Raw genomic sequence first — 25,221 nt, 5'->3', positions numbered from 1 at the left:
AGGCAGTTTGAACAGCTTGACGCTGCAGAGTGAGTCAGTGCCCGAGCTGGATGCCCGTGCTGTGCGTGTACAGGTAACAGCGGTGGGGTTGAACTTCGCTGATATTTTTGCCCTGACAGGTCTTTATTCCGCCACTCCTGAAGGAAGCTTTATTCCGGGGCTGGAGTACGCTGGTGAGATCGTTGCTATCGGACAGAATGTGGAAGGTTTCTGTGTTGGTGACCGGGTAATGGGTGTAACCCGCTTCGGCGGCTATGCCACGGTGATTGATAGCCCTGAAGAGTATGTTCACCTGATTCCACCGGGTTGGGATGATGCACAGGGAGCAGCCTTTCTGGCCCAGACACTGACCGCCTGGTATGCGTTGAAAGCGCTTGGTGACATTCAGCCGGGGCATAAGGTGTTGATTCATAGCGCAGCGGGTGGAGTTGGCTTGCAGGCCATGCGACTGGCCCGCGCCGTCGGTGCGATCCCGGTTGGTAGTGTTGGCTCGGCAGATAAGCTGGAGCTATTGCTTTCTGAGGGATTTTCCGACGTGTTAGTGCGAGAGCATTCATTTTCATCACAGCTACGCCGTCAGGGTCGACGTTTTGATTTGGTACTGGATGCCATCGGCGGGGAAGTGCAGCTGGCCAGCTTTGCGGCCCTTGAGCCAATGGGGCGGTTGGTGGTCTTTGGCGCGGCAGAGTTTACCCCCACTGGTAGTCGTCCCAACTACTTCAGTGCTATCTGGAAATTTCTCCGCCGGCCAAGATATGACGTGATGTCGATGATCAGTGAGAACAAGTCTGTACTGGCTTTTAACTTGATCTGGCTATGGCAGCGGCAGGAGCGTATGCATGCGCTGCTGGATGAGTTGCAGCAGATTGACCTGCCTCCACCATACGTGGGTCACCAATTCCCGTTCTCTGATGCTCACGGGGCGTTGGATTGCCTTCGATCCGGGAAAAGTACAGGTAAGGTGGTGTTAAGAGTAAACCTCTCAGGGCTTTAAGGTTGTGTTAAGACAGGTGTGAGGAAATGGAAGGGAGTATCGGTTAACCAGAGAATTGATCATGCGTTTCCGACAAGACTATCTGAGCATCTTGTCACGTACGGCTATATCTCCCTATGTGATGGCTTTGCTGCTGGCGGTGTGGTTGGCAGTGTTTGGCAATATACCTCTTTGGCGATCTCTGGCATATGTTGCTGCGCCTGTCTGGAAGCAGAACCTGTGGCTGGGCGGTTTCGCGCTGTTGCTGGTCGAAATCAGCTCTTTGCTTCTTATTTTGGTAGCGTGGCCTCGCTTATTTAAGCCTCTGGCAACCTTACTGCTTATGACCGCAGGATTAGCCAGCTATTTTATGACGACCTACGGCGTTGTTATTGACCCGGGAATGGCAACTAATGTTTTCGATACTGATATGGCTGAGTCACTGGACCTTCTTTCTTGGGCAATGATTCAGTCGGTTGCGATAGTGTCCATTCCACCCATATGGTTTCTTTGGTCAAGGTCAGTGCAGTGGAAGCCGTTCTTTCGTCAGGCTGCGTATAACCTACTTGCAGCCTCAATAACCCTGGCTATCATCGTTTTGACGGTACTTTTTTTCTACCAAAGCCTCACCTCAGTGATGCGCAGCCATCCCGACTTTCGTTATCAGATTAATCCGGCCAGCAGTGTGTACTCTGCTGCCTTTGTCGTTCATCAAAGGTGGTTTTCGGCCTCAAGGGAATTCCATCAAGTCGCAACAGACGCCCACCTTGGCATCGATGTAGATGGACTGCCTTCATTGATGGTGCTGGTGGTGGGGGAGACTGCAAGGGCAGATCATTTTTCTTTGGCGGGCTATTCCCGCCAAACTAATCCTGTCATGGAGCGCTGGCAAGCAGAGCAGGGTCTGGTGTATTTCTCTTCTGTCAGTTCCTGCGGCACATCAACTGCTTCATCTCTGCCCTGCATGTTTTCTCCTCTTGGCAGGCGTAGTGGAGGGGATGGCCATGCAGGGGAGTATGAGAGCGTTCTTGATGTATTGAAGCGTGCCGGCGTATCAGTGTTGTGGCTGGATAATCAGTCTGGCTGTAAAGGGGTATGTGACCGGGTTCAGTCTATGAAGCACAAAGATCTTTGTGATCAAGATGAATGTAAAGATGAGATAATGCTGGCGAATATGAAGTCTCTGTACAAAGATGCCAGCACAGAGTCTGAGCCGCGGAAGACCTTGGTGGTTATGCATCAGATGGGTAGTCATGGGCCCGCTTACTACAAGCGAACAACGCCGGAGTATAAAAAGTTTCTTCCAGAGTGCACCAGCAATGTACTTTCTGAGTGTGACAGTCAGAAAGTGATTAATGCTTATGACAATACGATCTTCTATACCGATTTCTTTCTGGGTCAGGTACTGGAATATTTAAAAGGCCTTGCCGATGAGGGTCGCGCTAGCACTGCAATGCTTTATGTATCGGATCACGGAGAGTCACTTGGTGAGAATGGAATATATCTTCATGGGCTGCCATATTCTCTGGCGCCGTCGTCTCAAACGCATGTGCCAATGATGGTCTGGCTGTCTAAACAGGAAGTGGTACAGAGCGGATTTGATCTTGACTGCTTAAAGCGCCATCGTGACAAACCTTTGAGTCATGACAATATTTTTCACTCGCTTATTGGTTTTATGGGTGTCTCCACATCAGAGTATCAGGAAGATATGGATATGTTCTCCTCATGCCACCTCGGTGCCAAGTAGCCAGATCACGTTGTCGATTTATTCTACTGCAGTAGTGTGCAGTGAGCTTCGGCTCTCGATGTGCGCAAGATTATTTAGAATACCACTTTAACGTGACTGCAGGCGTTAAGTTCCGCATAGATGTTAGTGACATGGTCGCGGTGCTGGACAGTGATGCGGGCATTTACCGAGATATAGTTTCCCTTTGCACTGGGTTTTACGGAGAGGTGTGTATTTGGGTCAAAGTCTTCCAGGTGTTGGGTAAGGATGGCAACCACTGCTTGCTCAAGCGGGCTATCCGCTGCCCCCATTACTTTCAAGGTCATTTCGTGGGGGAATTCCCAGAGTTCTTCGTTAATGGTCATGGGGTGTCTCGCCAACTTGGTAGTTTGCTATATGGAGCCTGTTGACCAGATTACAAGCCACACAGGCGGCGTTTGTAGTCGACATAATGGCGTGCCATCTGTTTCCAAAGCGGACCAGGTTTGCCATCGCCAAGGGTATGCCCATTCAGACGGGTTACCGGTACCACTTCCTTGGTAGAGCTGGACAGCCAGATTTCATCGGCGCTGCGAAGTTCGGCCTCAGTGACCTCACGCTCCTCAATCAGCATATTGTTCTGTTGAGCCAGCTCGACCACCAGATCACGAGTGATTCCCGGCAGGATTAAGTGGCTTTTCGGCGGGGTGGTTATGAGGCCGTCCTTAACGATAAAGAAGTTACTGGCAGAGCCCTCTGTGGCAAACCCGTCACGGATCAGGATTGCTTCAGCTGCGCCCTCGGCCACGGCTTGCTGGCGCATCAGGATATTGGCCAGCAGGGCCACGCTTTTGATGTCGCAGCGGCTCCAGCGGATGTCATCAAGTGTGACTACCGTGACGCCTTGTGCCGTATCCGGCATGTCAGCGGCTGGGGTGGCGATGTGCCCGGTCATGGCGAAAACTGTTGGCGCTACTGGCGGGTTTGGAAAAGCATGGTCACGTCTTGTTGTCGCGCCACGGGTAACTTGCAGATAGATATAAATGTTACCGCCGCCATTTTGCTGGATTAGTTCCTCGAACAGAGCAGTCCACTCGTCGGTCGAGTGTGGATTGGTGATTTCGATGGCTGCCAGAGAGTGGGCCAGACGCTGTAGGTGCTTATCCAGACGAAATAGCTTGCCGGCGTAGGCAGGGATAACTTCATAGACGCCGTCGGCGAACAGAAAGCCACGATCAAGAGGCGAAATACGAGCATGCTCAAGAGGTAAAAACTGTTCATTAAGGTAAGCAATGGCCATTTTCGCATCTCAACCAGAGTGAGCAGAAATCAAAACAGGCCAGCAAAGAACAGGCGGATGCGGTGCCACAGGCGCTTGAATAATCCAGCCTGTTCCACATCGTTCAGAGCCACAAGTGGACGATCCAGCAACACCTCGCCATCCAGGCTGACAACCACACTGCCCAGGGTCTCGCCCTTGCTGATCGGGGCACGAATTTCAGGGTTGACCTTCATCTCGGCTTTCAGGCGTTGTTGGCTGTTGCGAGGAATGGTCATCACCAGGTCATTTATCGGGCCGATCGCCAGTTTGTCATTTTTACCCATCCAGACTTGCACTTCAGATAGCGTGTCGCCAGCGTTGTAGGCATGGTAGGTTTCGAAAAACCGGAATCCCCAGGTCAGCAGCTTTTGCGTCTCGACCGCTCGGGCCTGCTCCGAACTGGTGCCCATTACTACACTGATCAGCCGTTGGTCACCCTGCTTCCCGGACGCCACAAGGCAATAGCCCGCTTCTTCTGTGTGGCCGGTTTTCAGACCGTCAACTTTGTCATCCCGCCATAGCAGCAAATTGCGATTTTGCTGGGTGATGTTGTTGTAGGTGAAACTTTTTTCAGCATATAGCGGATAGTGTTCTGGATAGTCATTAATGATTGCCAGCGCCAAAAGGGCCATGTCGCGAGCGCTGCTATAGTGACCGTCTGCTGGCAGGCCAGTAGCATTGCGGAAATGGCTGTTGGTCATGTTGAGGCGTTCCGCATGACGGTTCATTAGGTCGGCGAAGGCGTCTTCGCTGCCAGCAACGTGCTCTGCGATGGCGACACTGGCGTCGTTGCCAGAGACGATAATAATGCCCTTGAGAAGCTCATGGAGGTTTACCCGGGTACCTTCGCGGATAAACATACGTGAGCCGCCGGTTCGCCAAGCCTTGACGCTTACCAAAACCTCATCCGCCAGGGAAATATTGCCGCGCTCCAGTTCGTGATCAGCGACATAGGAGGTCATCATTTTGGTCAGGCTGGCGGGAGGGAGGCGCTCATCTGCATTGTGAGCCACAAGTACATGGCCGCTGGCGGCGTCCATCAGAATGTAGCCGCTGGCGGCGATCTGGGGTGCACGGGCAATCAGCGATTCTGCACTGGCGCTGAGCGGCAGTAGCAGCGCGGTCATCAGGGTAACAAGCCGTGGAAGTCGGAGTCGTGTCATGATTTTCTCGCATTGCAGGGCACTGAATCAGTGCCATTTGACCGCGTTGGCGGGAATAATTCCCGTTACGGGCACAGGTTGTGCGCATTCTAGGCCGCAGGGATAGAAATGTCAGGGGGCGACGGCGTTAACCGGCGATGGGTAGCCTGCGTCAGTTAATGACTGGCGGGCGGCAAGTCTTTCCTGCTCATCTGTAAAGGGGCCAATCCACACCCGGTATATGTCGTTGCGAGTGTGAATCGTTACCGGCCAGGAGAACCGCCTATTCAGGTCCGTGACAAGCTTGATCGCGCTATCCTGCTGGCTGAAGGCGCCGGCTTGCAGGAACAGTACGCCTGAGGCGTCAGGTGGGGGGCTGCTGGCGGCGGCGACCACGGTCTGGGGCTGGTTGGCAGGTTCTGTGCTGAGAGCCTCAACTCTTACCCGTCCGGTACCGCGTTGGTCGATATCCAGCTTCACTGCCGCCGCCCAGGAAAGATCAATGACTCGGTCAGGATGAAAGGGGCCACGATCATTCACCCGCACAATGGTGCTTTTGCCGTTGTCCAGATTGGTGACCCTCGCCCAGGTGGGCAATGGCAGGGTTTTGTGGGCTGCGCTCAACTGGTACATGTCATAGGTTTCACCGCTGGAGGTACGGTGGCCGTGAAACTTTGCGCCATACCAGGAGGCGATGCCATCCTCGGTGTACCCTTCTGACGACTCCATTACTTCGTATGTGACCCCCCAAACTCGATAGGTCGGACCATTGCCATAACGGCTGAGGGGCTCATGCTTTGGGGTGGGCTGTGGCAATTGCTGCATCCGCACTCGATCTGCCTGCGGCGCATGGTCTTGTTGAATGCTGTAGCGGTCACTACCCGGTGCGCCGTTGTCCTCCGCACTTGATCCGTGTGGCGCATAAGGGGATGTTTGGCAGCCTGCCACTAGCAGGCAGGCAAGTGACAGCAGCTTTTTCATTAGCGAATCTCTCCGCGGTGCTGGGTCAGTTCCTTAGCCAAATGATGGGCAGCCATGGCATACAGGTAACTGTGGTTATAGCGGGTTATTACATAGAAGTTGTTGGTGGTAAGCCAGAACTCGCTGCCATGCTCTCCTTCCAGCTCTATCAGGGCAATCGGTGTATCGTCGGCCAGACCAGTGAAGCAGAAGTTGCTCTCCGCGCAGGGCACGGACACAGCGCCAGCTGCCCTGGCTGCGCCCAGAGTCGTCCGTGGTTTGTCGAGGGGTTGAATTAGCTTGCGCCATGCCTCTCCCCGCACTCGGGCACGGGCTACCAGCGGTTGGCCAGTCTGCCAACCATGGACTTTAAAGTAGTTGGCTATGCTGCCTATGGCATCTACAGGGTTACCAAGCAGATCTATGCGGCCGTCATTATCCTGATCAATGGCGTAATGAATGTAGCTGGTTGGAATGAACTGCGGATATCCCATGGCGCCGGCATAGGAGCCGGTTACTTCGCTGATATCAATACCGGCTTTTTGCTCCAGACGGAACAGCTCCTTTAGCTGACCGCGGAAAAACTTTGAGCGCGGTGGGTAATCAAATCCCAGTGTTGTCAGAGCATCAATAACTCGGTAAGTGCCCTTGTGACGACCATAGCGGGTTTCCACCCCAAGGATGGCAAGGATCATTTCTGCTGGCACCCCATGAGATGCCTCCACCGCGTCCAGCGTGTCCTTATGTTGCCGCCAGAATGCAACGCCCTGCTCGACCCGATCGGGCTGCACAAATAGACGTCGATAGTCCGCCCATGTAAGGGTTTTTTCAGCTGGCCGAGCAATGAGCTCAAGTATTTTTTCCTGTTTTTGAGCGTCGCCCAGCAGCAACATAACACGTTCGCGGTCCAGTCCTTCCTCTGCCAGTTCGTCAGCTACCTTGATGGCTTCCGGGTGCTCGGCATAGCTCGCAAGGGCCGGGCCGGAGGCCCCCCAGATCAGGGCGGCGAGTGTGAAAATCATAATCCGGTTATTCACGTAGTCTCCTTATCCCATGAGGCGCCGGTGGGTATGAACGGACATCAGAATGCCGAACCCGGCCAGCAGGGTCACAATGGATGTGCCGCCGTAGCTGATCAGTGGTAGTGGAACTCCCACCACCGGCAACAGGCCGGACACCATCCCGACATTGACCAGAATATAGATAAAAAATGTGAGGGCCAGTCCCGCGCCAAACAGGCGTGAAAAGAGATCCTGAGCGTGGTAGCTGATCCATAGGCAGCGGCCGATAACAAACAGATAAAGAGCGAATAGTAACAGGATGCCGAGCAACCCCAGCTCCTCTGACAATACCGCGAAGATAAAGTCTGTATGTGACTCGGGCAGAAAGTCGAGTTGGGACTGGGTGCCATTTAGCCACCCCTTACCCTGAATGCCGCCAGAACCAATAGCGGTCTTTGACTGGATGATGTTCCAGCCGGCGCCAAGCGGGTCGGCCTCCGGGTTGAGAAAGGTATCAACGCGGCGGCGCTGGTAATCATGTAGCACATAGAAATACATCAATGGTGCAGCAATAGCTGCGCCTGCCACGGATGCTCCGATTACTCGCCAGCTGAGACCTGCCATAAAAAGAATGACTAGTCCCGACATGGAGATTAGCAGGGCGGTACCCAGATCAGGCTGGCGACCGATCAGCATGGCCGGCACCAGAATTATCATTAGCGCAACAAAAGTGTCGCCCATTGAAGGGGGGAGCGCACGGTCGCGGAAAAACCATGCCACCAGAGCCGGTACAGCGATCTTCATCATTTCTGAAGGCTGAAAACGGCCTATGCCGGGCAGGCTAAGCCAGCGCTGTGCACCTTTGGCTTCTGTGCCGATTACCAGCACCAGAATCAACATGAGCAGGCCGATGCCATAGAGTACCGGTGACCAAAAGCGAAACGTACGCGGTGGGAGCTGAGCAAGAACAAACAAGACGATGAAACCGACCAAAAAGCGGGTTAGCTGGCGTAGCACCAGATCCATGCTCTCGCCGCCGGCGCTGTACAGCACAAACAGGCCGAAGCCCATTATGGCGAGTAGTCCCGCCAGTAATGGCATGTCGATGTGCAAGCGAAAGGCGAGGTCAAGATTGCCGGGGCCGCGCTGGTGGCTAGGTAGCTGACGAAGATATTCGTGATTGCTCATGGAGACTCTCCGCCGCCGGTGCTGGACAAACGGGGCTTGCTCAAATCACGCAGGTTGCCCTTTCCGTCAAGTAGCCAGGCATCCATTATTGCTCGCGCCACTGGCGCTGCGGCCCGGCCGCCGGATTCGCCATTTTCTACCAGCACAGCTACGGCGATAGCGGGGTTGTCCGCTGGAGCAAAAGCGACAAAAAGCGCATGGTCACGCAATCGCTCGCTGACATCCAGGTCTTTGTATTCGACGTCTGAGGCAAGTGAGAATACCTGCGCTGTGCCTGTCTTTCCTGCAATTTTGTATTTTGCTCCTCGCCCGGCTGCACGAGCTGTACCGTGCGCGCCATGAATAACGTCGGTCAGTGCTGCTTCCATAAGCTGCCAGTTATTTGGATCTTTGAGTATGAGATCTTTGTCTTCAGTCGTTGCTGTTGCTGCCATGGCTACCTGCGGAGGGTGTTGCTTGCCACGACGTGCACTGATGGCCATAGCCTGGGCCAATTGAAGTGGGGTGGTCAGCATATAGCCTTGGCCGATGGATGTGTTCACCGTGTCACCGTGAAACCAGGAGCTACGTCTTGCGCTTTGTTTCCATTCACGAGAGGGCAGAATGCCCGCTAGTTCGCCCTGCAGATCGATACCCGTTCGACGGCCAAGATTGAAGTAACTGAGAAAGTCAGACATATGGTCAATGCCCATCTTCAAACTGGCATCGTAAAAGTATGTGTCACAGGACTCCACGATAGCCTTGTGCAGGTCGACTTTGCCATGGCCGCCACGCTTCCAGTCGCGGAATACTCGTTCCGTGCCGGGTAATCGGAAGAAGCCAGGATCCTGAATGGTACGTTGCCAGTCGGTGACGCCCGCTTCGAGCGCAGCCAACCCCATCATTGATTTTATTGTTGAGCCTGGTGGGTACTGACCCTGTAGCGCGCGATTGAATAGTGGGCGATCAGGATCCTCCCGGTAGGCGCCATAATCGCTTAATGAAATGCCAGTAACAAAAAGATTCGGATCGAAGCCCGGGCGGCTGATGAAGGCAAGTACGCCACCATCCCGGGGGTCTATGGCGATAGCGGCCCCACGTCGTCCGCCGAGGGCATTCCAGCCAGCTCTTTGGACATCCAGATCGAGAAAAAGAGAGATGTCTTCTCCTGCAATTGGTGGCGTTTCATCTAGCACCTGCTGGACACGGCCTCGGGCGTTGGTTTCTGCTTTGCGGTAGCCGACAGTGCCATGCAGGATGCTTTCGTATTGTCGTTCGATGCCTGCCCGGCCATAGAAATTGGTGCCACTGTAATTAGCCAGTGTTGCCTCATCCATAGCAGAAATATCTTGTGCATTGATGCGGTTAACATAACCAATTACATGGGAAAAAAGTTCGCCGTAGGGATAGTGGCGGATTGCCTCGGCCTCAATGCGCACGCCGGGCCACTCATGACGTGCTTCGGCGACTAGAGCAATTTCTTCAGCGGTAAGGCGGCTGCGTAGTGGCACCGGCTCCCATGGGCGGCGGCGCTGACTGAGCTGGGCACGGAACCGTTCCAGTTGATCCTCATCAATATCTATCAGCTCCCTTAAGCCGCTAAGTGCGGCCTCCATGTCACGCAGCTGTTCAGGAATTACCACCAGGGAAAAGTCAGGCTGGTTGTCGGCCAGGATACGACCATGGCGATCCAGAATGAGACCCCGCGGCGGAGCAATTGGTTGAGTTTGTACTCGGTTCTGATCGGCGAGTGCTCGAAACCGGTCATGCTGAGCCCATTGCAGCCAGACTATCCTGCTGACCAGAGCGGCCAGTACGATCACCACGAACACTAATGTCCAGACAAGACGCATCTGGATGATTTGGCTTTCCCTTTGACGATCGCGCAGGCGCATAGCAGTCAAATCATCGATGGTAGGGATGGCCGGAGAGAAGGCTCCAGCCACGATAGATCTGCTCTGCCACCAGTATGCGTACCAAAGGGTGGGGCAGTGTCAAAGTGGACAGTGACCATTGCTCGTGGCACTGCATGGATAGCTGCGCATCAAGTCCGTCCGGGCCGCCAATTAGTAGTGCCATGTCCTGACTCTGGTCACGCAAGGTCTGAAGCTTCTTGGCCAGCTGTGGCGTATCGATCTGTTTGCCTAGCACCTCAAGGGCAACGGTGTGGATGGCTGGATATTTTTGTAATCGCTTTCGAATGGCGACAGCTTCTTCAGCAATTAGTGTTGCTGTGTCACCGCGCCGTTTTGGCAGGGGAATTTCCTCGAACTCAATGCGAATATCACCGGAAAGTCGGCGGCGATATTCTTCCACGCCCGCATCAACCCAGTTCGGCATTTTTGTTCCCATGGCCAGTACTCTTACCAGCATGCTGAGTTCCGCAAAGCAAGTGCGCTTCCTGCCATGACCGTCAATCAGGTTTCCTGACGGTCAGGGTGGTGAGCGGGATTGCGCCACAGGCGTTCAAGGTCGTAGTACTCCCGGGTCGATGTTTGCATAACGTGGACAATAACATCGCCTAAGTCCACCAGAACCCACTCGGCGCTTTGTTCACCCTCTACACCTACCGGCATGAACCCGGCTTCCTTGATCTTTTCCTGCACGGTGTCGGCCAAGGCCTTGACGTGGCGGGTAGAGGTGCCGCTGGCGATTACCATCTGATCGGCCAGGCTTGTCATCTCGCCGATATTCAGAACGGTGACATTCTTCGCCTTCATTTCTTCGAGCGCATTAACAACGGTGTCGAGCAGGAGAGTAGGGCTGGTCTGGCTCATGAATCCTCATCATCTGGGCGGGCATCATTGGGGACAGTATACAGGCCATGCTGCTTAATATGTGCGAGCACCGCATCATCCAGGGACGTGCAGTGGTCTTTTTCGGCCAGTCGCTGGCGGATGGCGCTAGAGGACACATCCAGAAATGGCGCGCTTAGCATCAAGCGCAGCCCCGCCGGGTGGTCAAGCAGGCGGCTTGCATCTGTCGTGGGGAATGCCTGAAGCACTTCGTTCACTGGCTCGGCAGCGCCAGGGCGCGGCAGCACGGCTAGGTGACAGAGTGCCGGGTAATCCTGCCAGCGGTGCCAGTGGTGAAGAGTGGCGAGGCTGTCAGCGCCGAGGATGAGCACCAGTGGTTTGTCTGGGTGATGGCCGCGCAGTTCCGTTAGGGTGTCGATGGTCCAGGATGGCCCGGGCCGACGTAGCTCGCGGTCATCGGTAAGTAGTTCGGGGTAGGGCTCGGTGGCGATCTTCAGCATGGCCAGCCGTTGTTCAGCGCTCGCCGCTGGCTGAGGCCGGTGGGGTGGCACTGAGTTTGGTAAAAAATATACCTTGGCGTTGCCAAGGGCTTTGGAGACTGCTCGGGCAGCGCCTATATGGGCGCGATGCACTGGATCAAAAGTGCCGCCGAACAGGATCAACGGCACTGCCTCTTTAGTATCAGCTGCGGACATGACCGTCGCCGAGGACAATCCATTTCTGGCTGGTCAGTCCTTCCAGTCCGACCGGTCCACGGGCATGAATCTTATCGGTGGAAATGCCAATTTCTGCGCCCAGTCCATATTCAAAACCGTCAGCAAAGCGGGTTGAAGCATTTACCATCACTGAGCTTGAGTCCACTTCGGTCAGGAAGCGCCGTGCGCGGGTGAAGTTCTCAGTGACAATGCTTTCCGTGTGGGCAGAGCTGTAGCGGGCGATATGGTCCATGGCCTGATCCAGATCCGTGACGATCTTTACTGCCAGAATCGGCGCCAGGTATTCCTCTGCCCAGTCCTGCTCGCTGGCCTCCTGCATGCTTGCTACTAGTGTTCGGGCGGCGGGGCAGCCACGCAGTTCGACCCCCTTTTCCATGTAGGTTTTGGCTAGCTGGGGAAGAATCCGTTCGGCAATTCCCTCGGCCACCAGCAGAGTTTCCATCGTGTTGCAGGTGCCGTAGCGGTGGGTCTTGGCGTTGATGGCGATGGCCATGGCCTTATCGATATCCGCTTGGTCGTCGATATAAACATGACAATTGCCGTCCAGATGCTTGATCACGGGCACCCGAGCTTCGCGACTGATGCGCTCAATAAGACCCTTACCGCCGCGTGGCACGATTACATCTACATACTCGGGGCGGCTAATCATTTCGCCCACGGCAGCGCGGTCGGTGGTGTCGATAACTTGTACTGCCGTACCAGGCAGGCCAGCAGCAGTAAGGCCTTCGCTGATGCAGGTGGCGATGGCTCTGTTGCTGTTAATCGCTTCCGAACCACCGCGCAGAATGGCAGCATTGCCGGACTTCAGGCATAGCGCTGCAGCGTCGATGGTGACGTTAGGGCGGGACTCGTAAATAATTCCGATAACCCCCAAAGGGACGCGCATATGGCCCACCTGAATGCCGCTTGGACGGTACTTCAGGTTGGTGATTTCACCAACCGGGTCGGCTAACGCGGCGACCTGTTCGAGGCCTTCGATCATGGCCTCAAAGCGGGCAGGGGTCAGTTCCAGCCGGTCCAGCAGGGCGGCATCGAGTCCGCCAGCCTTGCCAGCGTCCATATCCGCGCTATTGGCGGCGAGAATGGCGGTCCGCTGCCGTTTCAGGCTGGCGGCAATCTCCGCTAGCGCACGGTCTTTATCGCCACGTGTGGCACGGGCCATGTGCCGAGCTGCTGCTCGGGCTTGCTGGCCAATTTGCTGGAAATACTGCTCAATCGTCATCGGACACGCTGCTCCGGGATACATAAAGACGACGATTATAGCGGTCCCAAGCGCTTTACGCGCCCTGCCTTTCCCGTAACAATCAACCTCCAGCCCGTTTTTTTGCTTCTCGGGGAGAGAGCTTTGAGGTTGGACACAATAATAAAGAAAACCCGCAGCCCGTGTGTGGAGGGCAGCCAACTATGAAAATCAAGTATCAGGCATACAGCCGAAACGCAATCAAAGCAGACCCGCAGACCATGTGGGTCGGGCCGTGGAAAATCGATTATCTGGCTTTCAGTGACCCGGCTCAGTACCACAAGCCGCCATTGCTGGTTATCGGCGGTGCATTTCAGAACTTCACCTCTTATAAATACTGTGTCGAGCGCATTTACGATGATTTTCCGGTAGTTCTGGTGGATTTGCCCTCGTTGGGTAGCAATGATCAGATTGCTCCTGATCTGGGTATGGAGGATCTGGCAGATCTTCTATATGGCTTTGTTCAGGCGATGGGGCTTGGCAAGGTGCACCTGATGGGGTTGTCACTGGGATCTGCCATCGCCAGTACCTTTGCCTACAAATACCCTGCCGAGACCGGCAAGCTAATTGTTGCCGGCATCATCACCCGACCAAGAAAAAGCTGGCGCATGCTCGTGGACGAATCCGTGCGGGTGCTTGATGAAGGTCGTATGGATGAGTTTAGCCAGGCAGTAGTGCTCTACCTGGTTAATTATCAGCGCTTGAAAGAAACGGGTATTACGCCCACTGCGCGTAAACTTTTTTATCGACAGATGAAAGCGCTCAATGACAATGAGCGAGAGCGTTACAAGATCAATGGCCGGCGTCTATTGTCTGTTGAGGGTGTGCTTGGTTACCCGAACTGTGAAACGCTGGTGACCACTGGTGAGTTTGATAGTTTTACTCTGCCATGGGAAAACGCAGCTTTTTCCAGCAAGTGTCCCAACTCAACATTTGTCTTGATTGATGGTGCTGATCATTTGCCGCAGCTGGAAAAGCGAGAGGTTTCTCTGGAGTTGTTCTCCGCATTTCTAAATGGTCGCTCGCTCGGCAATGTCAGTGGTATTCGGGTTATGCCGAAGGGAACTTACGATCGCCTGGAGCGGCGGCGTAGTGATCGTTTGGCTCCGTGTAATACTCGTGGCCGGGTTATCAGTGAGTCGCGAATTGGCGACCAGTTCCGCTTTGATCAGGAGGTTAAAGTAGTTGATGTCAGTTTCTTTGGCTGCCTGCTTAAGTTAGACCGCCCCGGCTTTTCGCTGGCAGAACATGCCCGTGATTGCACGCTTTACATGACTTCGCCGGAGCTGAAGCTGGAGCTGCTGGTTTTCGATTATGACGATGCCGGACATCTTCGCTGTCTGTTCAAGCATGGCAATATCGCAGAGGCAGAGCGCTTTGCAGCGTTGCTGAAGGATGATGCCTACTTTCTTCAGGTAGCGGGCGAAGGCAAGCTGCACAAGATCTACGGTTGAGGTTGTCGAAATATAAAAAAGGCCGGTTAAACCGGCCTTTTTTATATTCGTTCCAAGAGTGGCTACTTAAGCAGGTCAAAGGTCAGCAATGATAGCCAATTGCGTTCGTCTGACGGCCACCACTCTATGGTTACTTCACCATCTTCCAGCCATTCACTGTCAGGCCAGTTCTGCTTCAGGAGTTCGCGACCCTTGGCTGCCAGTACAGGTTGCTCAAGTGACTGGTAGGATTTTGTCAGGATCGCCAGAGCCTCCTCCACAGAGCTGGTCTGCTGGAAGTGGCGGATAACATCTTGTGCTCGGTTTGCTGCTGCGATATAGGCTTGTCGCCGGGCATAGTAACGGGCAGCAATAATCTCTTGCTCGGCCAGCAGGTTGCGGATGAACAGCATCCTGTTGCGGGCATCCGGGGCATATTCACTGTCCGGGTAGCGTCGCACCAGCTCATCAAAATCCCGGAACGCGTCTTTCATGGTGGCAAGGTCCCGCGGCGCCTTGTCACTGCCGAAGACCCGGTCAAACATCCCCTGGTCCATGTAATAGTGAGCCAGGCCGCGCAGGTAGAGTACGTAATCTATGTGCTCGTGAGTCGGGTAGGTTCGGATAAAACGTTCTGCCTGAGCGGTAGCCCCCGGATAGTCCAGCGACCGATAACGGGCATAGACAAGATCAATTTGTGCCTGCTCGGTAAAGTCACCATAGGGGAAGCGTGCTTCCAGCTCCTCTAGTTGCTCTATGGCGTCGAGGAAGGTTTTTCGGTCGAGCTGCTTGCGTGCTTCGCGGTAATGCTCGGCCTCGGTCAGCTCCCGTTTATCTGCCGGATTGCCGGCACAGGCGGCCAGCGTTAGCGCTATCAGAATCAAAAACAGCTTTTGCATCAGAACTCTTTGCCATCATAAGGCTACAATAGGGCCGGTATTTAATCACAGCCACAGCAGCAGGTCGCCATGGGACAGCCCGTAGACGGGAAAATTCAGATTCAGGTACAAGCCAGTCCGGAACATGCCGGGTTGCGTCTTGATCAGGTGGCTGCCGAGCTTTTTGGCGGTTTTTCACGGGCCAGGCTGCAGGAGTGGATCAAATCCGGCGCACTGACCGTCAACGGTGAGGTGGTCAAGCCCAAGCAGAAGCTGGTCGGCAGCGAGGAGTTGGCGCTGGATGCGGTGCTGCTGCCAGAGGTTGAGGACGAGGCTGAGCCAATCACCATCAAGGTGGTGTACGAAGACGGCGAGCTGCTGGTTATAGATAAGCCCGCCGGGCTAGTAGTGCATCCTGCGGCAGGGCATGCCGCAGGCACCCTGTTGAACGGGTTGCTGCACCACAACGCCACCCAGGCCAACCTGCCGCGGGCGGGTATTGTCCATCGTCTCGACCGCGATACCACTGGGCTTATGGTAGTGGCGAAGACGCTAGAGGCGCATGCGTCACTGGTTTCCCAGTTGCAGGACAAGAGCCTGTATCGGGAGTATGAAGCGGTGGTTCAGGGTGTGATGACGGGTGGCGGCAAGGTGGAGGCACCGATTGGTCGTCATCCAACGGATCGCAAGCGTATGGCTGTGGTGCAGTCCGGTAAGCCGGCAGTGACGCACTACAGAGTTACCGAGCGCTTTCGTGGCCATACTCTTGTCAGGGTGCAGCTGGAAACCGGCCGCACCCATCAGATTCGCGTGCATATGACCCATATTCGCTACCCGTTGGTGGGCGACCAAACTTATGGACGACTTCGTTTTCCAGCAGGTGCCAGTGCGCAGTTGCGCGAAGCGCTGCACAAATTTCCCCGTCAGGCTTTACACGCCCGTCGCTTGGGCCTGATTCATCCTGGCTCCGGTGAGGAAATGCGCTTCGAATCGCCGCTGCCGGAGGATATGGAGGTTCTGCTGGCCACATTGCGTAAGGACCGGGACGAGGAATGATGCTGCCCGGGCCGGAGCAGTGGCTGGTTCCTGATTGGCAGCCACATTCCAGAGTGCGGGCTTTGGTTACCAGTCGGCGTGGGAATCATTCTCCTCCTCCCTGGGATGGCTTTAACCTGGGCGATAACTGTGGCGATGACAGTGCTCGCGTGGCAGCCGCCCGGGCTCACCTGCATCAGCAGATTGGCACCACCAAACCACCCTTCTGGCTGACCCAGGTCCATGGCGTGCGTAGCGTTCGCTACGGTGATGCAGATCGTCGCGCCGATGGAGCTTGCTGTGATCTGGTCGGGCACCCCTGTGCCGTGTTGACAGCCGACTGCCTGCCAGTGCTGATGGCTCGTCGGGACGGCAGTGCGGTGGGTGCTTATCATGCCGGTTGGCGAGGTCTGCTTGCCGGGATGTTAGAAGTCGGTGTGCAACAGCTGGCGCCTGCAGGTGAGCCCTTATCTGCATGGTTGGGGCCAGCCATTTGCCAGAGTTGCTATCAAGTCGGAGATCAGGTGCGCGACGCGTTTATGGCGACGGACCCGGGGGATGGCCGAGGGTTTCGCGAGGATGGCCCCGGCCACTGGCGGATGGACATGTTTACACTGGCTCGGCGCCGGCTGCAGGCTGTCGGGGTCAATGATATCCATGGTGGCAATTTGTGCACCAGTTGCCGCCTAGATGAATATTACTCCTATCGGCGCGATGGCCAGACCGGCCGCTTCGCTACCCTGATCTGGCTCAACGACTAAGTTGTCCTTCTCTGCTTTCCTGTGATCTGGTGGTCCTACTTGAAAAGTACGGACAATGGCCGCACCTATGTGGCATCAAGATCGAGTCCGGGAGAGGCAAATCATGCGTTACGAAAAATTTACCGCACGTCTTCAGGAGGCGATTGGCGAAGCTCAGTCTCTGGCGGTTGGGCGCAGCCACTCCTCTATAGAACCGGTGCACCTGATGTTGGCGTTGCTGCGGCAGCAGGGTGGTAGTGCGCGTCCGTTGCTGGATCGAGCGGGAATTAATGTTGGCGATCTGGATGTCGCGCTACAAGTAGCGATAGATAATCTGCCAGTGATGAAGCCCTTTAGCGGCGATGTTCAGGTTTCACAGAATTTGGCGCGTCTGTTCAATCTGGCGGATCGTGAAGCTCAGCAGCGTGGAGATCAGTATGTCTCCAGTGAGACAGTATTGTTGGCGGCCTGTGATGATGGTGCCGAGCTCGGCAAGATTCTATCTCGCGCCGGAGTTGTCAAAGAAGTTTTGGCAGAAAGAATTAGCGATCTGCGAGGAGGCGAAGCGGTGAACGACCCGAATGCGGAAGACAAGCGTGAGGCGCTGGATAAGTACACGGTAGATCTGACCAAGCGTGCTGAAGATGGCAAGCTTGATCCAGTGATTGGCCGTGACGATGAAATTCGTCGCACCATTCAGGTTTTGCAGCGACGCACCAAAAACAATCCTGTTCTGATTGGCGAGCCCGGTGTGGGTAAGACGGCTATTGTCGAGGGCCTTGCCCAGCGCATCGTCAATGGTGAGGTTCCTGAAGGTCTGAAAGACAAGCGCGTTTTGTCTCTGGATATGGCCGCTTTAATTGCAGGGGCAAAGTATCGGGGCGAGTTTGAAGAGCGTCTCAAGGCAGTGTTGAATGAGCTGGCCAAGCAGGAAGGTCGGGTTATTTTGTTTATTGATGAACTGCACACTATGGTTGGTGCGGGTAAAGCTGATGGAGCGATGGACGCTGGCAATATGCTTAAGCCGGCCTTGGCTCGTGGTGAGCTGCATTGCGTGGGCGCTACAACCCTGAATGAATATCGGCAGTTTATTGAAAAAGATGCAGCTCTTGAGCGTCGTTTCCAGAAGGTGCTGGTGGATGAGCCTACGGTGGAGGACACCATTGCCATTTTACGCGGGCTGAAGGAGCGTTATGAGGTCCATCATGGTGTGGAAATTACCGACGGTGCAATTATTGCGGCGGCTAAGCTATCGCAGCGTTATATCACTGATCGGCAGTTGCCGGATAAGGCCATCGATCTGATTGACGAGGCGGGTAGCCGCATTCGTATGGAAATCGACTCTATGCCGGAGGAGATGGACCGTTTGGATCGTAAGCTGATTCAGTTGAAAATGGAGCGCGAAGCGCTGCGCAAAGAAACTGATGATGCAAGCAAGAAGCGTCTGGATAAGCTAGAGGAGGATATCGACCGCCTTGAAAAGGAGTATGCCGATCTGCGTGAAGTATGGGATGCGGAGAAAGCCACTCTTGCCGGTGCGCAGAATCACAAAGCTGAGCTTGAAAAGGCTCGTTTGGAAATGGATCAAGCTCGTCGCGCTGGTGACTTGAGCCGTATGTCCGAGTTGCAATACGGCGTTATCCCGGAGCTTGAAAACAGACTGAAGAGTGCTCAGGGTGCTGAGGTAGAGACGCAGCTATTACGTAATAAAGTCACCGATGAAGAAATTGCCGAGGTAGTTTCCAAGTGGACCGGTATTCCGGTGTCAAAAATGCTTGAGGGAGAGCGCGACAAGCTGCTACGCATGGAAGACGCGTTGCATAACCGAGTGGTGGGTCAGGATGAGGCAGTCGTCGCTGTGGCTAATGCGGTACGTCGTTCGCGTGCAGGCCTGTCGGATCCTAATCGCCCCAATGGTTCGTTCCTCTTTTTGGGGCCAACCGGTGTGGGTAAAACGGAGCTATGCAAGTCGCTGGCGGAATTTCTATTTGATACCGAAGAAGCGATGGTGCGGATTGATATGTCGGAGTTTATGGAGAAGCACTCCGTAGCTCGGTTAATCGGTGCGCCTCCGGGATATGTTGGATATGAAGAGGGTGGCTATCTCACCGAGGCGGTGCGTCGGCGTCCCTATGCGGTGCTCCTGCTGGACGAGGTTGAGAAGGCGCATCCGGATGTTTTCAATATCTTGCTTCAGGTGTTGGATGATGGGCGTCTGACTGATGGTCAGGGGCGCACAGTGGACTTCCGCAATACGGTAGTCGTGATGACATCCAATCTGGGCTCGGATTTGATACAGCAAATGGCTGGCGAAGATAACTATGAGCGCATGAAGTCGGCCGTGATGGACGTGGTTGGTGGACATTTCCGGCCGGAGTTTATTAACCGTATTGACGAGGTCGTTGTATTTCATCCGCTGGCCCGGGATCAGATCCATGGTATTGCCAACATTCAGCTGGATGGCTTGCGTCGCCGCTTGGCTGAGCGCGATCTGAAAATCGACCTGACTGCCGAGGCGCTCGATATGCTGGTAGTCGCTGGTTACGATCCGGTGTATGGCGCCCGTCCTCTAAAGCGGGCAATTCAACAGCGGATTGAAAATCCTCTGGCGCAGCGCATTCTTAGTGGAGACTATGCTCCAGGGGATGTTATCAAAGTCGGTGTTGAGGGTGATGCGTTGACCTTTAGCAAGTCCTTAGGCAGGCAGCACGAATAAAAAAGGCCGTCATAGACGGCCTTTTCTATTTTGTGTCACCAGAGCTATTGGGCTATGGGCATAGCTTCAGGGCTTCCTGTGTTTGCTCAATCATCTTCTGACGCCCTTCGTCATCCAGAGTAATGACCTCGCCGGTATCCGGGTCAGTAGTGCGAACCACAGGTCTGTTGCGCAATTCATCCAGATTCTTGCGGTGCTGCTCGCAGCGCTCCTCGGTGGCTTGGTCGGGGGCAGTGGCTTCCTGCTCAGCGTCGGCTTGCTGTTTGGCCTGCTGCTGGCGGGCGGCCTCTGCCCGCTGCCGCTGTTCCTTAAGTCGCTCAAGCTCCGCATCCTGATCCGAAGAGGGACCAAGGGTGCGAACCTCCTTGCTCTGAACCCCTTCTGGCGGGGGAGTTTGGGTGTAGTGGGTGACCCCGCTGTCATCTGTCCAGCGGTAAAACTTTGCCGCCGTCGCTGTGCCGCAAAGTAGTATGCCGATCATCACTGTGGTGACTATTCGAGCCTGACGGATCATGGTTTCTCCGTAATTCATTGTTCTCCCTCGCTAGAATGCCCTGCCGGGCCTGCCTGCGGCAACCCCGCCGGGGCTTTGGCTGTTTGACAACAGGTATTTATCTGCCAGAATTGCTGGTCTCCGGAGTTCGAGACCGCCCGTCGCAATACCCCCGCAACGGACCGGCCGGGAATCCGGGCGTCGTTACCGCGGCGTCCTAGCAGTGACACTGCCACACCGTCCCCATAGTCTGCTCCGCGGCGGCCAACCTCCGCCCGGCATGTCGGAAAGCCCAATAGCGCTTTCCTTTCGCAGACCAGCAAAACCGACGATGGATCTTGCCAAGGCTGGACGGCGCCGCCGTGCCGGCTCGTGTGGTTTGAACAGTAGAGGGCTTCACTGTGGAAAAATTATCTGGCGCGGAGATGTTGGTTCGCGCGTTGCAGGACGAAGGTGTAGAAATCATTTTCGGCTACCCAGGTGGTGCCGTTCTTCATATTTACGATGCTCTGTTCCAGCAAGACAAGGTGCAGCACATTCTTGTGCGCCACGAGCAGGCCGCGACCCATGCTGCGGATGGCTATTCCCGCGCTACCGGCAAGCCCGGGGTGGTGCTGGTTACATCCGGCCCTGGTGCGACTAACGCAGTAACCGGTATTGCCACAGCCTATATGGACTCGATTCCAATGGTGGTGCTTTCGGGGCAGGTGCGTTCGGACTGGATCGGCGACGACGCCTTCCAGGAGACTGACATGGTGGGTATCTGTCGGCCAATCGTGAAGCACAGCTTCTCGGTACGAAAGCCTGAAGATATTCCCGAAATGATGAAGAAGGCCTTTTATATCGCCACCACGGGTCGGCCTGGCCCGGTGCTGGTAGATATTCCCAAGGACCAGACCAGCCCGCTGGTGAAGGTGCCTTACGAATACCCGAAGAAAGTCAAAATGCGCTCTTACTCGCCGGTGGCTCGCGGTCACTCTGGGCAGATTCGCAAGGCAGTCGACGAGATGCTCAAGGCTCGCCGGCCGGTGATCTACGCCGGGGGCGGGGTGATTCTGGGTGATGGCAGTGAGTACTTGACCAAGCTTGCCAAGCTACTGAATTTCCCTGTGACTAACACGTTGATGGGGCTTGGCGCCTATCCTGGCTCTGACTCGCAGTTCCTCGGCATGCTCGGCATGCACGGCACCTACGAGGCAAATATGGTCATGCATAGCAGTGACCTGATCGTCGCGGTGGGCGCCCGTTTTGATGACCGTGTGACCAATCACGCGGAGAAGTTTTGCCCGGGGGCCACGGTTATTCATGTGGATGTTGACCCTGCAAGCATTTCCAAGAATGTGCGTGCCGATGTGCCCATTGTTGGGCCGGTAAGGCAGGTGCTTGAGGAAATGGTTTCGATGATTGAAGAGTCGCCGGATCGCCCTGATGCTAAAGCGCTGCAGCGCTGGTGGGACGAGATCAAGGGGTGGCGTGAATATCATGGCCTTCGTTACGAAGTGAACGATGGCGGTCCCATGAAGCCGCAGCAGGTGGTGCAAGCTTTGTATAAAGCTACCAAGGGCGATGCCTATGTGACCTCCGACGTGGGTCAGCATCAGATGTTCGCTGCACAGTTCTACAAGTTCGACAAGCCGCGTCGCTGGATCAATTCCGGTGGTCTCGGCACCATGGGCTTTGGCCTTCCATCGGCTATCGGCGTCCAGTTCGCTTTCCCGGATGCGATGGTTGCCTGTGTTACTGGTGAAGGCTCGATCCAGATGAACATTCAGGAGCTGTCTACCTGTCTGCAGTACGGTCTGCCGATCAAGATTATTAACATTAATAATCAGGCTCTGGGCATGGTTCGCCAATGGCAAGACATGCAGTACGGCGGCCGTCATAGCCAGTCGTATATGGACTCTCTGCCAGACTTTGTCCGCTTGGCAGAGTCCTATGGCCATGTCGGGATCCGTGTCGATCGGATCGAGGATCTGGATGAGGCAATGGAAAAAGCGTTCTCCCTTAAGGATCGATTGGTATTTATGGATATCTATGTGGATCCGAGTGAGCACGTATACCCCATGCACATCGCCGATGGTTCGATGCGCGACATGTGGCTCAGCAAAACGGAGCGGACCTGATCATGAGACGGATCATTTCAATCCTGATGGAAAACGAGCCAGGTGCTCTGTCCCGCGTGGTGGGTCTGTTCTCTCAGCGCGGCTATAACATTGAAACGCTAACGGTGGCACCCACTGAAGACAGGACGCTGTCCCGGCTAACGCTGACAACCTTTGGCGATGATCGGCAGATTGAGCGCATCACCAAGAACCTGAACAAGCTGATCGAGGTGGTCAAGCTGGTGGATCTGACCGAAGGTCCGCACATTGAGCGTGAGCTTATGCTGTGCAAGGTCAAGGCCACCGGTGCCCAGCGTGCCGAGGTCAAGCGTACCGTGGATATCTTCCGTGGCCAGATTGTCGATGTGACCAGTTCCGTCTATACCGTCCAGTTGGCTGGTACTTCGGATAAGCTGGATGCCTTTGTTGGTACCATCGGCGATGCTCAGGTGCTGGAAGTGGTGCGTACCGGGGTGTCAGGTATTTCCCGGGGTGAGAAGGTACTGAGCATCTGATTTGTGCGCCGGTGGTGGAGTAATCGCCGGCAGAATCGTATTATTCGCCGCCTTAACGAATGCCGGCGGCGAGTCAACAGGGGAAAACCATGCAAGTTTATTACGACAAAGATTGCGACCTTTCCATTATCAAGAGCAAAAAAGTGGCTGTTATTGGCTATGGCTCTCAGGGTCATGCCCATGCCAATAACCTGAAAGACTCCGGCGTTGACGTTGTTGTCGGTCTGCGCCCGAGGTCAGCGTCGGCGGCCAAGGCCGAGCAGTCTGGTCTCGCTGTCAAGCCTGTGGCAGAGGCAGTGCAGTGGGCTGATGTGGTTATGATCCTGACCCCGGACGAGTTCCAGTCCCAGCTGTATCGTGATGAGATTGAGCCGAACCTGAAAAAGGGCGCCACTCTGGCCTTTGCTCATGGCTTTGCTATCCACTACAACCAAGTGGTGCCGCGCGCCGATCTCGACGTCATCATGATTGCGCCGAAGGCCCCTGGTCACACCGTGCGTAGCGAGTTTGTCAAAGGCGGTGGCATCCCGGATCTGATTGCCATCTATCAGGACGCTTCCGGCAATGCCAAGAAGCTGGCTCTGTCCTACGCCTCCGGTGTCGGTGGTGGTCGCACTGGTATTATCGAGACGACTTTCAAAGACGAGACTGAAACTGACCTGTTTGGTGAGCAGGCCGTACTGTGTGGCGGCGCGGTAGAACTGGTCAAGGCTGGCTTTGAAACTCTGGTTGAAGCTGGTTACGCTCCGGAAATGGCCTACTTTGAGTGTCTCCATGAGCTCAAGCTGATTGTTGATCTGATGTACGAGGGCGGCATTGCCAATATGAACTACTCGATCTCCAATAATGCGGAGTATGGCGAGTATGTTACTGGTCCTGAGGTAATCAACGATGAGTCTCGTGCGGCTATGCGTAATGCCTTGAAGCGAATTCAGAATGGCGAGTATGCCAAGATGTTTATCGCTGAGGGTGCGCATAACTACCCGTCGATGACCGCCTACCGTCGTAACAATGCGGCCCACCCGATTGAGCAGGTTGGTGAGAAGCTGCGTGGTATGATGCCCTGGATTCAGGCTAACAAGATCATCGACAAGAGCAAGAACTGATTCTGGCGCTATGCTGCTGTTAAAAAGCGCGGCTTCGGCCGCGTTTTTTGTTTGCCGATAGCGGATAATCGGGGCATATGTTGATGGCCAGCTGGACTGGGCGGAGGAGCAGCCAATGAATGAGCATCAGGATAAGCCGGCGGAAAAGCCGGAGGATCACGAATTTGAGGTGATAGAGGTGGATGCCGCCCGTCAAGGTGTGCGCCATAAAGGGGTGTACCTGCTCCCCAATCTGATCACCACCGGCGCCATGTTCGCCGGCTTCTATGCCATCGTGGCGGCCATGAATGGCCATTTCGAAAGTGCGGCGATCGCCATTATTGTTGCCGGTATTTTGGATGGCCTAGACGGCAGTGTCGCCAGAATGACCAATACCCAGTCAAAGTTTGGCGCAGAATACGATTCATTGTCCGACTGCGTTGCCTTTGGGGTGGCTCCAGGATTGGTTGCCTATGCCTGGGCGCTGACGGACCTTGGCAAGCTCGGCTGGGCGGCTGCTTTTATCTATGTGGCCTGTGCCGCCCTGCGGCTGGCGCGCTTCAATGTTCAGGTGGAAACCTCCGACAAGCGCTATTTCACAGGGTTGCCCAGTCCCAGTGGTGCGGGTTTGGTGGCCACCATGGTGTGGCTGGGGGCAGCCAAGGGTATTGACGGGCACGACGTGGCCTATGTGGTGGCTTTTGTCACCGCTGCAGCGGGTCTGCTAATGGTCTCTTCCGTCCGTTACCAGAGTTTCAAGGAGTACCACATTGGTCGGGTCCCGGTCAGGGCATTGCTTGGGGTAATTATTGCGTTTGCGATTATTGTTCTTGATCCGCCGCTGGTGCTTCTTGCTGTCGGGGTTATCTATGCCGGTAGTGGGGTGGTACTTGACCTGCTTCGACGCTACCGGCAACGGAGGGCTTCGGCCGTTTGAGGCTTTCCAGGGGATTGTTTTTTCGCCGTTTTTCGGGCGAAAAACAGGCTTTCTTGGGTTAATTGACTGTTTCGTGACCGAACAATCAAAAGATAATGAAAAGTAGTTGACTCCGGTGCGCCGTTCCATAGAATGCGCACCCACGGCGACGGCATAGCAGTCGACGCAGCGGCAAGTTTCCGCAGCTCTTTAACAATCAGGCAGACAAACGTGTGAGCTCTGATGGGGCGATATCTTCAAAAAAGATATCAGCACTATCGAGTCATTCATTGAGTGATATTGGTTTTGCTGAGCATGATTTAAGCG

General features: G+C 55.0%; 23 protein-coding genes. 10 read left to right on the top strand and 13 right to left on the bottom strand.

The genetic code is table 11. The annotated features are described in order from the left end of the window. The first annotated feature begins 7 nt into the window (after positions 1–7). Both J1C54_RS11675 and J1C54_RS11670 read left to right on the top strand, forming a co-directional pair. The gene (locus J1C54_RS11675; RefSeq protein ID WP_229147929.1) at positions 8–994 is read left to right on the top strand and encodes a zinc-binding dehydrogenase; all 987 of its coding nucleotides are present in this window, start codon (positions 8–10) and stop codon (positions 992–994) included. A 61-nt stretch (positions 995–1,055) separates the two neighbouring features. Continuing rightward, entirely contained in the window at positions 1,056–2,720 is a 1,665-nt protein-coding gene (locus J1C54_RS11670) for a phosphoethanolamine transferase (RefSeq protein WP_229148161.1), read from the top strand. 74 nt (positions 2,721–2,794) lie between these two features. Here J1C54_RS11670 and J1C54_RS11665 read toward each other — a convergent pair whose 3' ends face one another. The 11 genes from J1C54_RS11665 to J1C54_RS11615 form a co-directional block, all read right to left on the bottom strand. Next, positions 2,795–3,064 (bottom strand): YbeD family protein, encoded by a 270-nt coding sequence (locus J1C54_RS11665; protein ID WP_229147928.1) that lies wholly within the window; start codon positions 3,062–3,064, stop codon positions 2,795–2,797. A 50-nt stretch (positions 3,065–3,114) separates the two neighbouring features. Continuing rightward, positions 3,115–3,978 carry a D-amino-acid transaminase gene (gene dat / locus J1C54_RS11660; protein WP_229147924.1) on the bottom strand — a complete coding sequence of 288 codons (864 nt, stop codon included), beginning with the start codon at positions 3,976–3,978 and terminating at the stop codon, positions 3,115–3,117. Between the two features lie 29 nt (positions 3,979–4,007). Then, entirely contained in the window at positions 4,008–5,162 is a 1,155-nt protein-coding gene (locus J1C54_RS11655) for a D-alanyl-D-alanine carboxypeptidase family protein (protein WP_229147921.1), read from the bottom strand. 111 nt (positions 5,163–5,273) lie between these two features. Beyond that, the gene (locus J1C54_RS11650; protein WP_229147918.1) at positions 5,274–6,122 is read right to left on the bottom strand and encodes a septal ring lytic transglycosylase RlpA family protein; all 849 of its coding nucleotides are present in this window, start codon (positions 6,120–6,122) and stop codon (positions 5,274–5,276) included. Then, complete coding sequence (gene mltB / locus J1C54_RS11645; protein WP_229147917.1) at positions 6,122–7,138, bottom strand: lytic murein transglycosylase B; 1,017 nt, start codon at positions 7,136–7,138, stop codon at positions 6,122–6,124. The genes J1C54_RS11650 and mltB overlap by 1 nt, the downstream gene beginning before the upstream one ends. A gap of 9 nt (positions 7,139–7,147) precedes the next feature. Then, positions 7,148–8,290 (bottom strand): rod shape-determining protein RodA, encoded by a 1,143-nt coding sequence (gene rodA / locus J1C54_RS11640; protein WP_229147916.1) that lies wholly within the window; start codon positions 8,288–8,290, stop codon positions 7,148–7,150. Beyond that, positions 8,287–10,215: a penicillin-binding protein 2 gene (mrdA, locus tag J1C54_RS11635; protein ID WP_229147914.1), complete on the bottom strand. Its 1,929-nt coding sequence runs from the start codon at positions 10,213–10,215 to the stop codon at positions 8,287–8,289. The genes rodA and mrdA overlap by 4 nt, the downstream gene beginning before the upstream one ends. Then, the gene (rlmH, locus tag J1C54_RS11630; RefSeq protein ID WP_229147910.1) at positions 10,175–10,642 is read right to left on the bottom strand and encodes a 23S rRNA (pseudouridine(1915)-N(3))-methyltransferase RlmH; all 468 of its coding nucleotides are present in this window, start codon (positions 10,640–10,642) and stop codon (positions 10,175–10,177) included. Before rlmH ends, mrdA begins: the two co-directional genes overlap by 41 nt. Before the next feature lie 44 nt (positions 10,643–10,686). Beyond that, positions 10,687–11,046, bottom strand: a complete 360-nt coding sequence (gene rsfS / locus J1C54_RS11625) for a ribosome silencing factor (protein WP_229147906.1) — start codon at positions 11,044–11,046, stop codon at positions 10,687–10,689. Beyond that, positions 11,043–11,720, bottom strand: coding sequence for a nicotinate-nucleotide adenylyltransferase (gene nadD, locus J1C54_RS11620; RefSeq protein WP_229147904.1), 678 nt, complete (start codon positions 11,718–11,720; stop codon positions 11,043–11,045). The genes rsfS and nadD overlap by 4 nt, the downstream gene beginning before the upstream one ends. Beyond that, positions 11,707–12,963: a glutamate-5-semialdehyde dehydrogenase gene (locus J1C54_RS11615; protein ID WP_229147902.1), complete on the bottom strand. Its 1,257-nt coding sequence runs from the start codon at positions 12,961–12,963 to the stop codon at positions 11,707–11,709. The genes nadD and J1C54_RS11615 overlap by 14 nt, the downstream gene beginning before the upstream one ends. 182 nt (positions 12,964–13,145) lie before the next feature. Here J1C54_RS11615 and J1C54_RS11610 point away from each other — a divergent pair, with 182 nt between their 5' ends. Further along, positions 13,146–14,435, top strand: a complete 1,290-nt coding sequence (locus tag J1C54_RS11610; RefSeq protein ID WP_229147898.1) for an alpha/beta fold hydrolase — start codon at positions 13,146–13,148, stop codon at positions 14,433–14,435. A 62-nt stretch (positions 14,436–14,497) separates the two neighbouring features. Here J1C54_RS11610 and J1C54_RS11605 read toward each other — a convergent pair whose 3' ends face one another. Further along, positions 14,498–15,313, bottom strand: coding sequence for an outer membrane protein assembly factor BamD (locus J1C54_RS11605; RefSeq protein ID WP_229147896.1), 816 nt, complete (start codon positions 15,311–15,313; stop codon positions 14,498–14,500). Positions 15,314–15,382: 69 nt separating this feature from the next. On the opposite strand from J1C54_RS11605, the gene rluD reads away from it, so the two are divergent. The 3 genes from rluD (at position 15,383) to clpB (ending at position 19,783) form a co-directional block, all read left to right on the top strand. Then, the gene (gene rluD, locus J1C54_RS11600; RefSeq protein ID WP_229147895.1) at positions 15,383–16,348 is read left to right on the top strand and encodes a 23S rRNA pseudouridine(1911/1915/1917) synthase RluD; all 966 of its coding nucleotides are present in this window, start codon (positions 15,383–15,385) and stop codon (positions 16,346–16,348) included. Beyond that, positions 16,345–17,088 carry a peptidoglycan editing factor PgeF gene (pgeF, locus tag J1C54_RS11595; RefSeq protein WP_229147894.1) on the top strand — a complete coding sequence of 248 codons (744 nt, stop codon included), beginning with the start codon at positions 16,345–16,347 and terminating at the stop codon, positions 17,086–17,088. The genes rluD and pgeF overlap by 4 nt, the downstream gene beginning before the upstream one ends. Before the next feature lie 103 nt (positions 17,089–17,191). Further along, entirely contained in the window at positions 17,192–19,783 is a 2,592-nt protein-coding gene (clpB, locus tag J1C54_RS11590; protein ID WP_229147893.1) for an ATP-dependent chaperone ClpB, read from the top strand. A gap of 52 nt (positions 19,784–19,835) precedes the next feature. Here clpB and J1C54_RS11585 read toward each other — a convergent pair whose 3' ends face one another. After that, positions 19,836–20,315, bottom strand: coding sequence for a DUF4124 domain-containing protein (locus J1C54_RS11585; protein WP_229147892.1), 480 nt, complete (start codon positions 20,313–20,315; stop codon positions 19,836–19,838). A gap of 362 nt (positions 20,316–20,677) precedes the next feature. On the opposite strand from J1C54_RS11585, the gene J1C54_RS11580 reads away from it, so the two are divergent. The 4 genes from J1C54_RS11580 to pssA all read left to right on the top strand — a co-directional run bounded on the left by J1C54_RS11580 (position 20,678) and on the right by pssA (position 24,915). Beyond that, a complete protein-coding gene (locus J1C54_RS11580; RefSeq protein WP_229147891.1) occupies positions 20,678–22,399 on the top strand; it encodes an acetolactate synthase 3 large subunit in 1,722 nt (573 codons plus the stop codon). A gap of 2 nt (positions 22,400–22,401) precedes the next feature. Then, positions 22,402–22,893 carry an acetolactate synthase small subunit gene (ilvN, locus tag J1C54_RS11575; protein ID WP_229147886.1) on the top strand — a complete coding sequence of 164 codons (492 nt, stop codon included), beginning with the start codon at positions 22,402–22,404 and terminating at the stop codon, positions 22,891–22,893. 89 nt (positions 22,894–22,982) lie between these two features. Further along, entirely contained in the window at positions 22,983–23,999 is a 1,017-nt protein-coding gene (gene ilvC, locus J1C54_RS11570; protein ID WP_229147884.1) for a ketol-acid reductoisomerase, read from the top strand. A gap of 115 nt (positions 24,000–24,114) precedes the next feature. Next, positions 24,115–24,915: a CDP-diacylglycerol--serine O-phosphatidyltransferase gene (gene pssA, locus J1C54_RS11565; protein ID WP_229147883.1), complete on the top strand. Its 801-nt coding sequence runs from the start codon at positions 24,115–24,117 to the stop codon at positions 24,913–24,915. The last annotated feature ends 306 nt before the right edge of the window (positions 24,916–25,221 follow it).

Origin of the sequence: Alcanivorax sp. 1008 (assembly GCF_020667895.1) — a bacterium.
Lineage (GTDB): Bacteria > Pseudomonadota > Gammaproteobacteria > Pseudomonadales > Alcanivoracaceae > PGZG01.
Note: the sequence above shows the minus strand (reverse complement) of the source record. Positions and strands in the feature narration are given on the sequence as shown.

Coding starts and splice junctions, on each gene's coding strand:
- ilvC (WP_229147884.1), top strand. CDS start 22,983: ATGCAAGTTTATTACGACAAAGATTGCGACCTTTCCATTATCAAGAGC.
- dat (WP_229147924.1), bottom strand. CDS start 3,978: ATGGCCATTGCTTACCTTAATGAACAGTTTTTACCTCTTGAGCATGCT.
- J1C54_RS11655 (WP_229147921.1), bottom strand. CDS start 5,162: ATGACACGACTCCGACTTCCACGGCTTGTTACCCTGATGACCGCGCTG.
- rodA (WP_229147916.1), bottom strand. CDS start 8,290: ATGAGCAATCACGAATATCTTCGTCAGCTACCTAGCCACCAGCGCGGC.
- rsfS (WP_229147906.1), bottom strand. CDS start 11,046: ATGAGCCAGACCAGCCCTACTCTCCTGCTCGACACCGTTGTTAATGCG.
- nadD (WP_229147904.1), bottom strand. CDS start 11,720: ATGTCCGCAGCTGATACTAAAGAGGCAGTGCCGTTGATCCTGTTCGGC.
- pssA (WP_229147883.1), top strand. CDS start 24,115: ATGAATGAGCATCAGGATAAGCCGGCGGAAAAGCCGGAGGATCACGAA.
- pgeF (WP_229147894.1), top strand. CDS start 16,345: ATGATGCTGCCCGGGCCGGAGCAGTGGCTGGTTCCTGATTGGCAGCCA.
- J1C54_RS11605 (WP_229147896.1), bottom strand. CDS start 15,313: ATGCAAAAGCTGTTTTTGATTCTGATAGCGCTAACGCTGGCCGCCTGT.
- rluD (WP_229147895.1), top strand. CDS start 15,383: ATGGGACAGCCCGTAGACGGGAAAATTCAGATTCAGGTACAAGCCAGT.
- clpB (WP_229147893.1), top strand. CDS start 17,192: ATGCGTTACGAAAAATTTACCGCACGTCTTCAGGAGGCGATTGGCGAA.
- J1C54_RS11670 (WP_229148161.1), top strand. CDS start 1,056: ATGCGTTTCCGACAAGACTATCTGAGCATCTTGTCACGTACGGCTATA.
- J1C54_RS11610 (WP_229147898.1), top strand. CDS start 13,146: ATGAAAATCAAGTATCAGGCATACAGCCGAAACGCAATCAAAGCAGAC.
- J1C54_RS11615 (WP_229147902.1), bottom strand. CDS start 12,963: ATGACGATTGAGCAGTATTTCCAGCAAATTGGCCAGCAAGCCCGAGCA.
- J1C54_RS11665 (WP_229147928.1), bottom strand. CDS start 3,064: ATGACCATTAACGAAGAACTCTGGGAATTCCCCCACGAAATGACCTTG.
- rlmH (WP_229147910.1), bottom strand. CDS start 10,642: ATGCTGGTAAGAGTACTGGCCATGGGAACAAAAATGCCGAACTGGGTT.
- J1C54_RS11585 (WP_229147892.1), bottom strand. CDS start 20,315: ATGAATTACGGAGAAACCATGATCCGTCAGGCTCGAATAGTCACCACA.
- ilvN (WP_229147886.1), top strand. CDS start 22,402: ATGAGACGGATCATTTCAATCCTGATGGAAAACGAGCCAGGTGCTCTG.
- J1C54_RS11650 (WP_229147918.1), bottom strand. CDS start 6,122: ATGAAAAAGCTGCTGTCACTTGCCTGCCTGCTAGTGGCAGGCTGCCAA.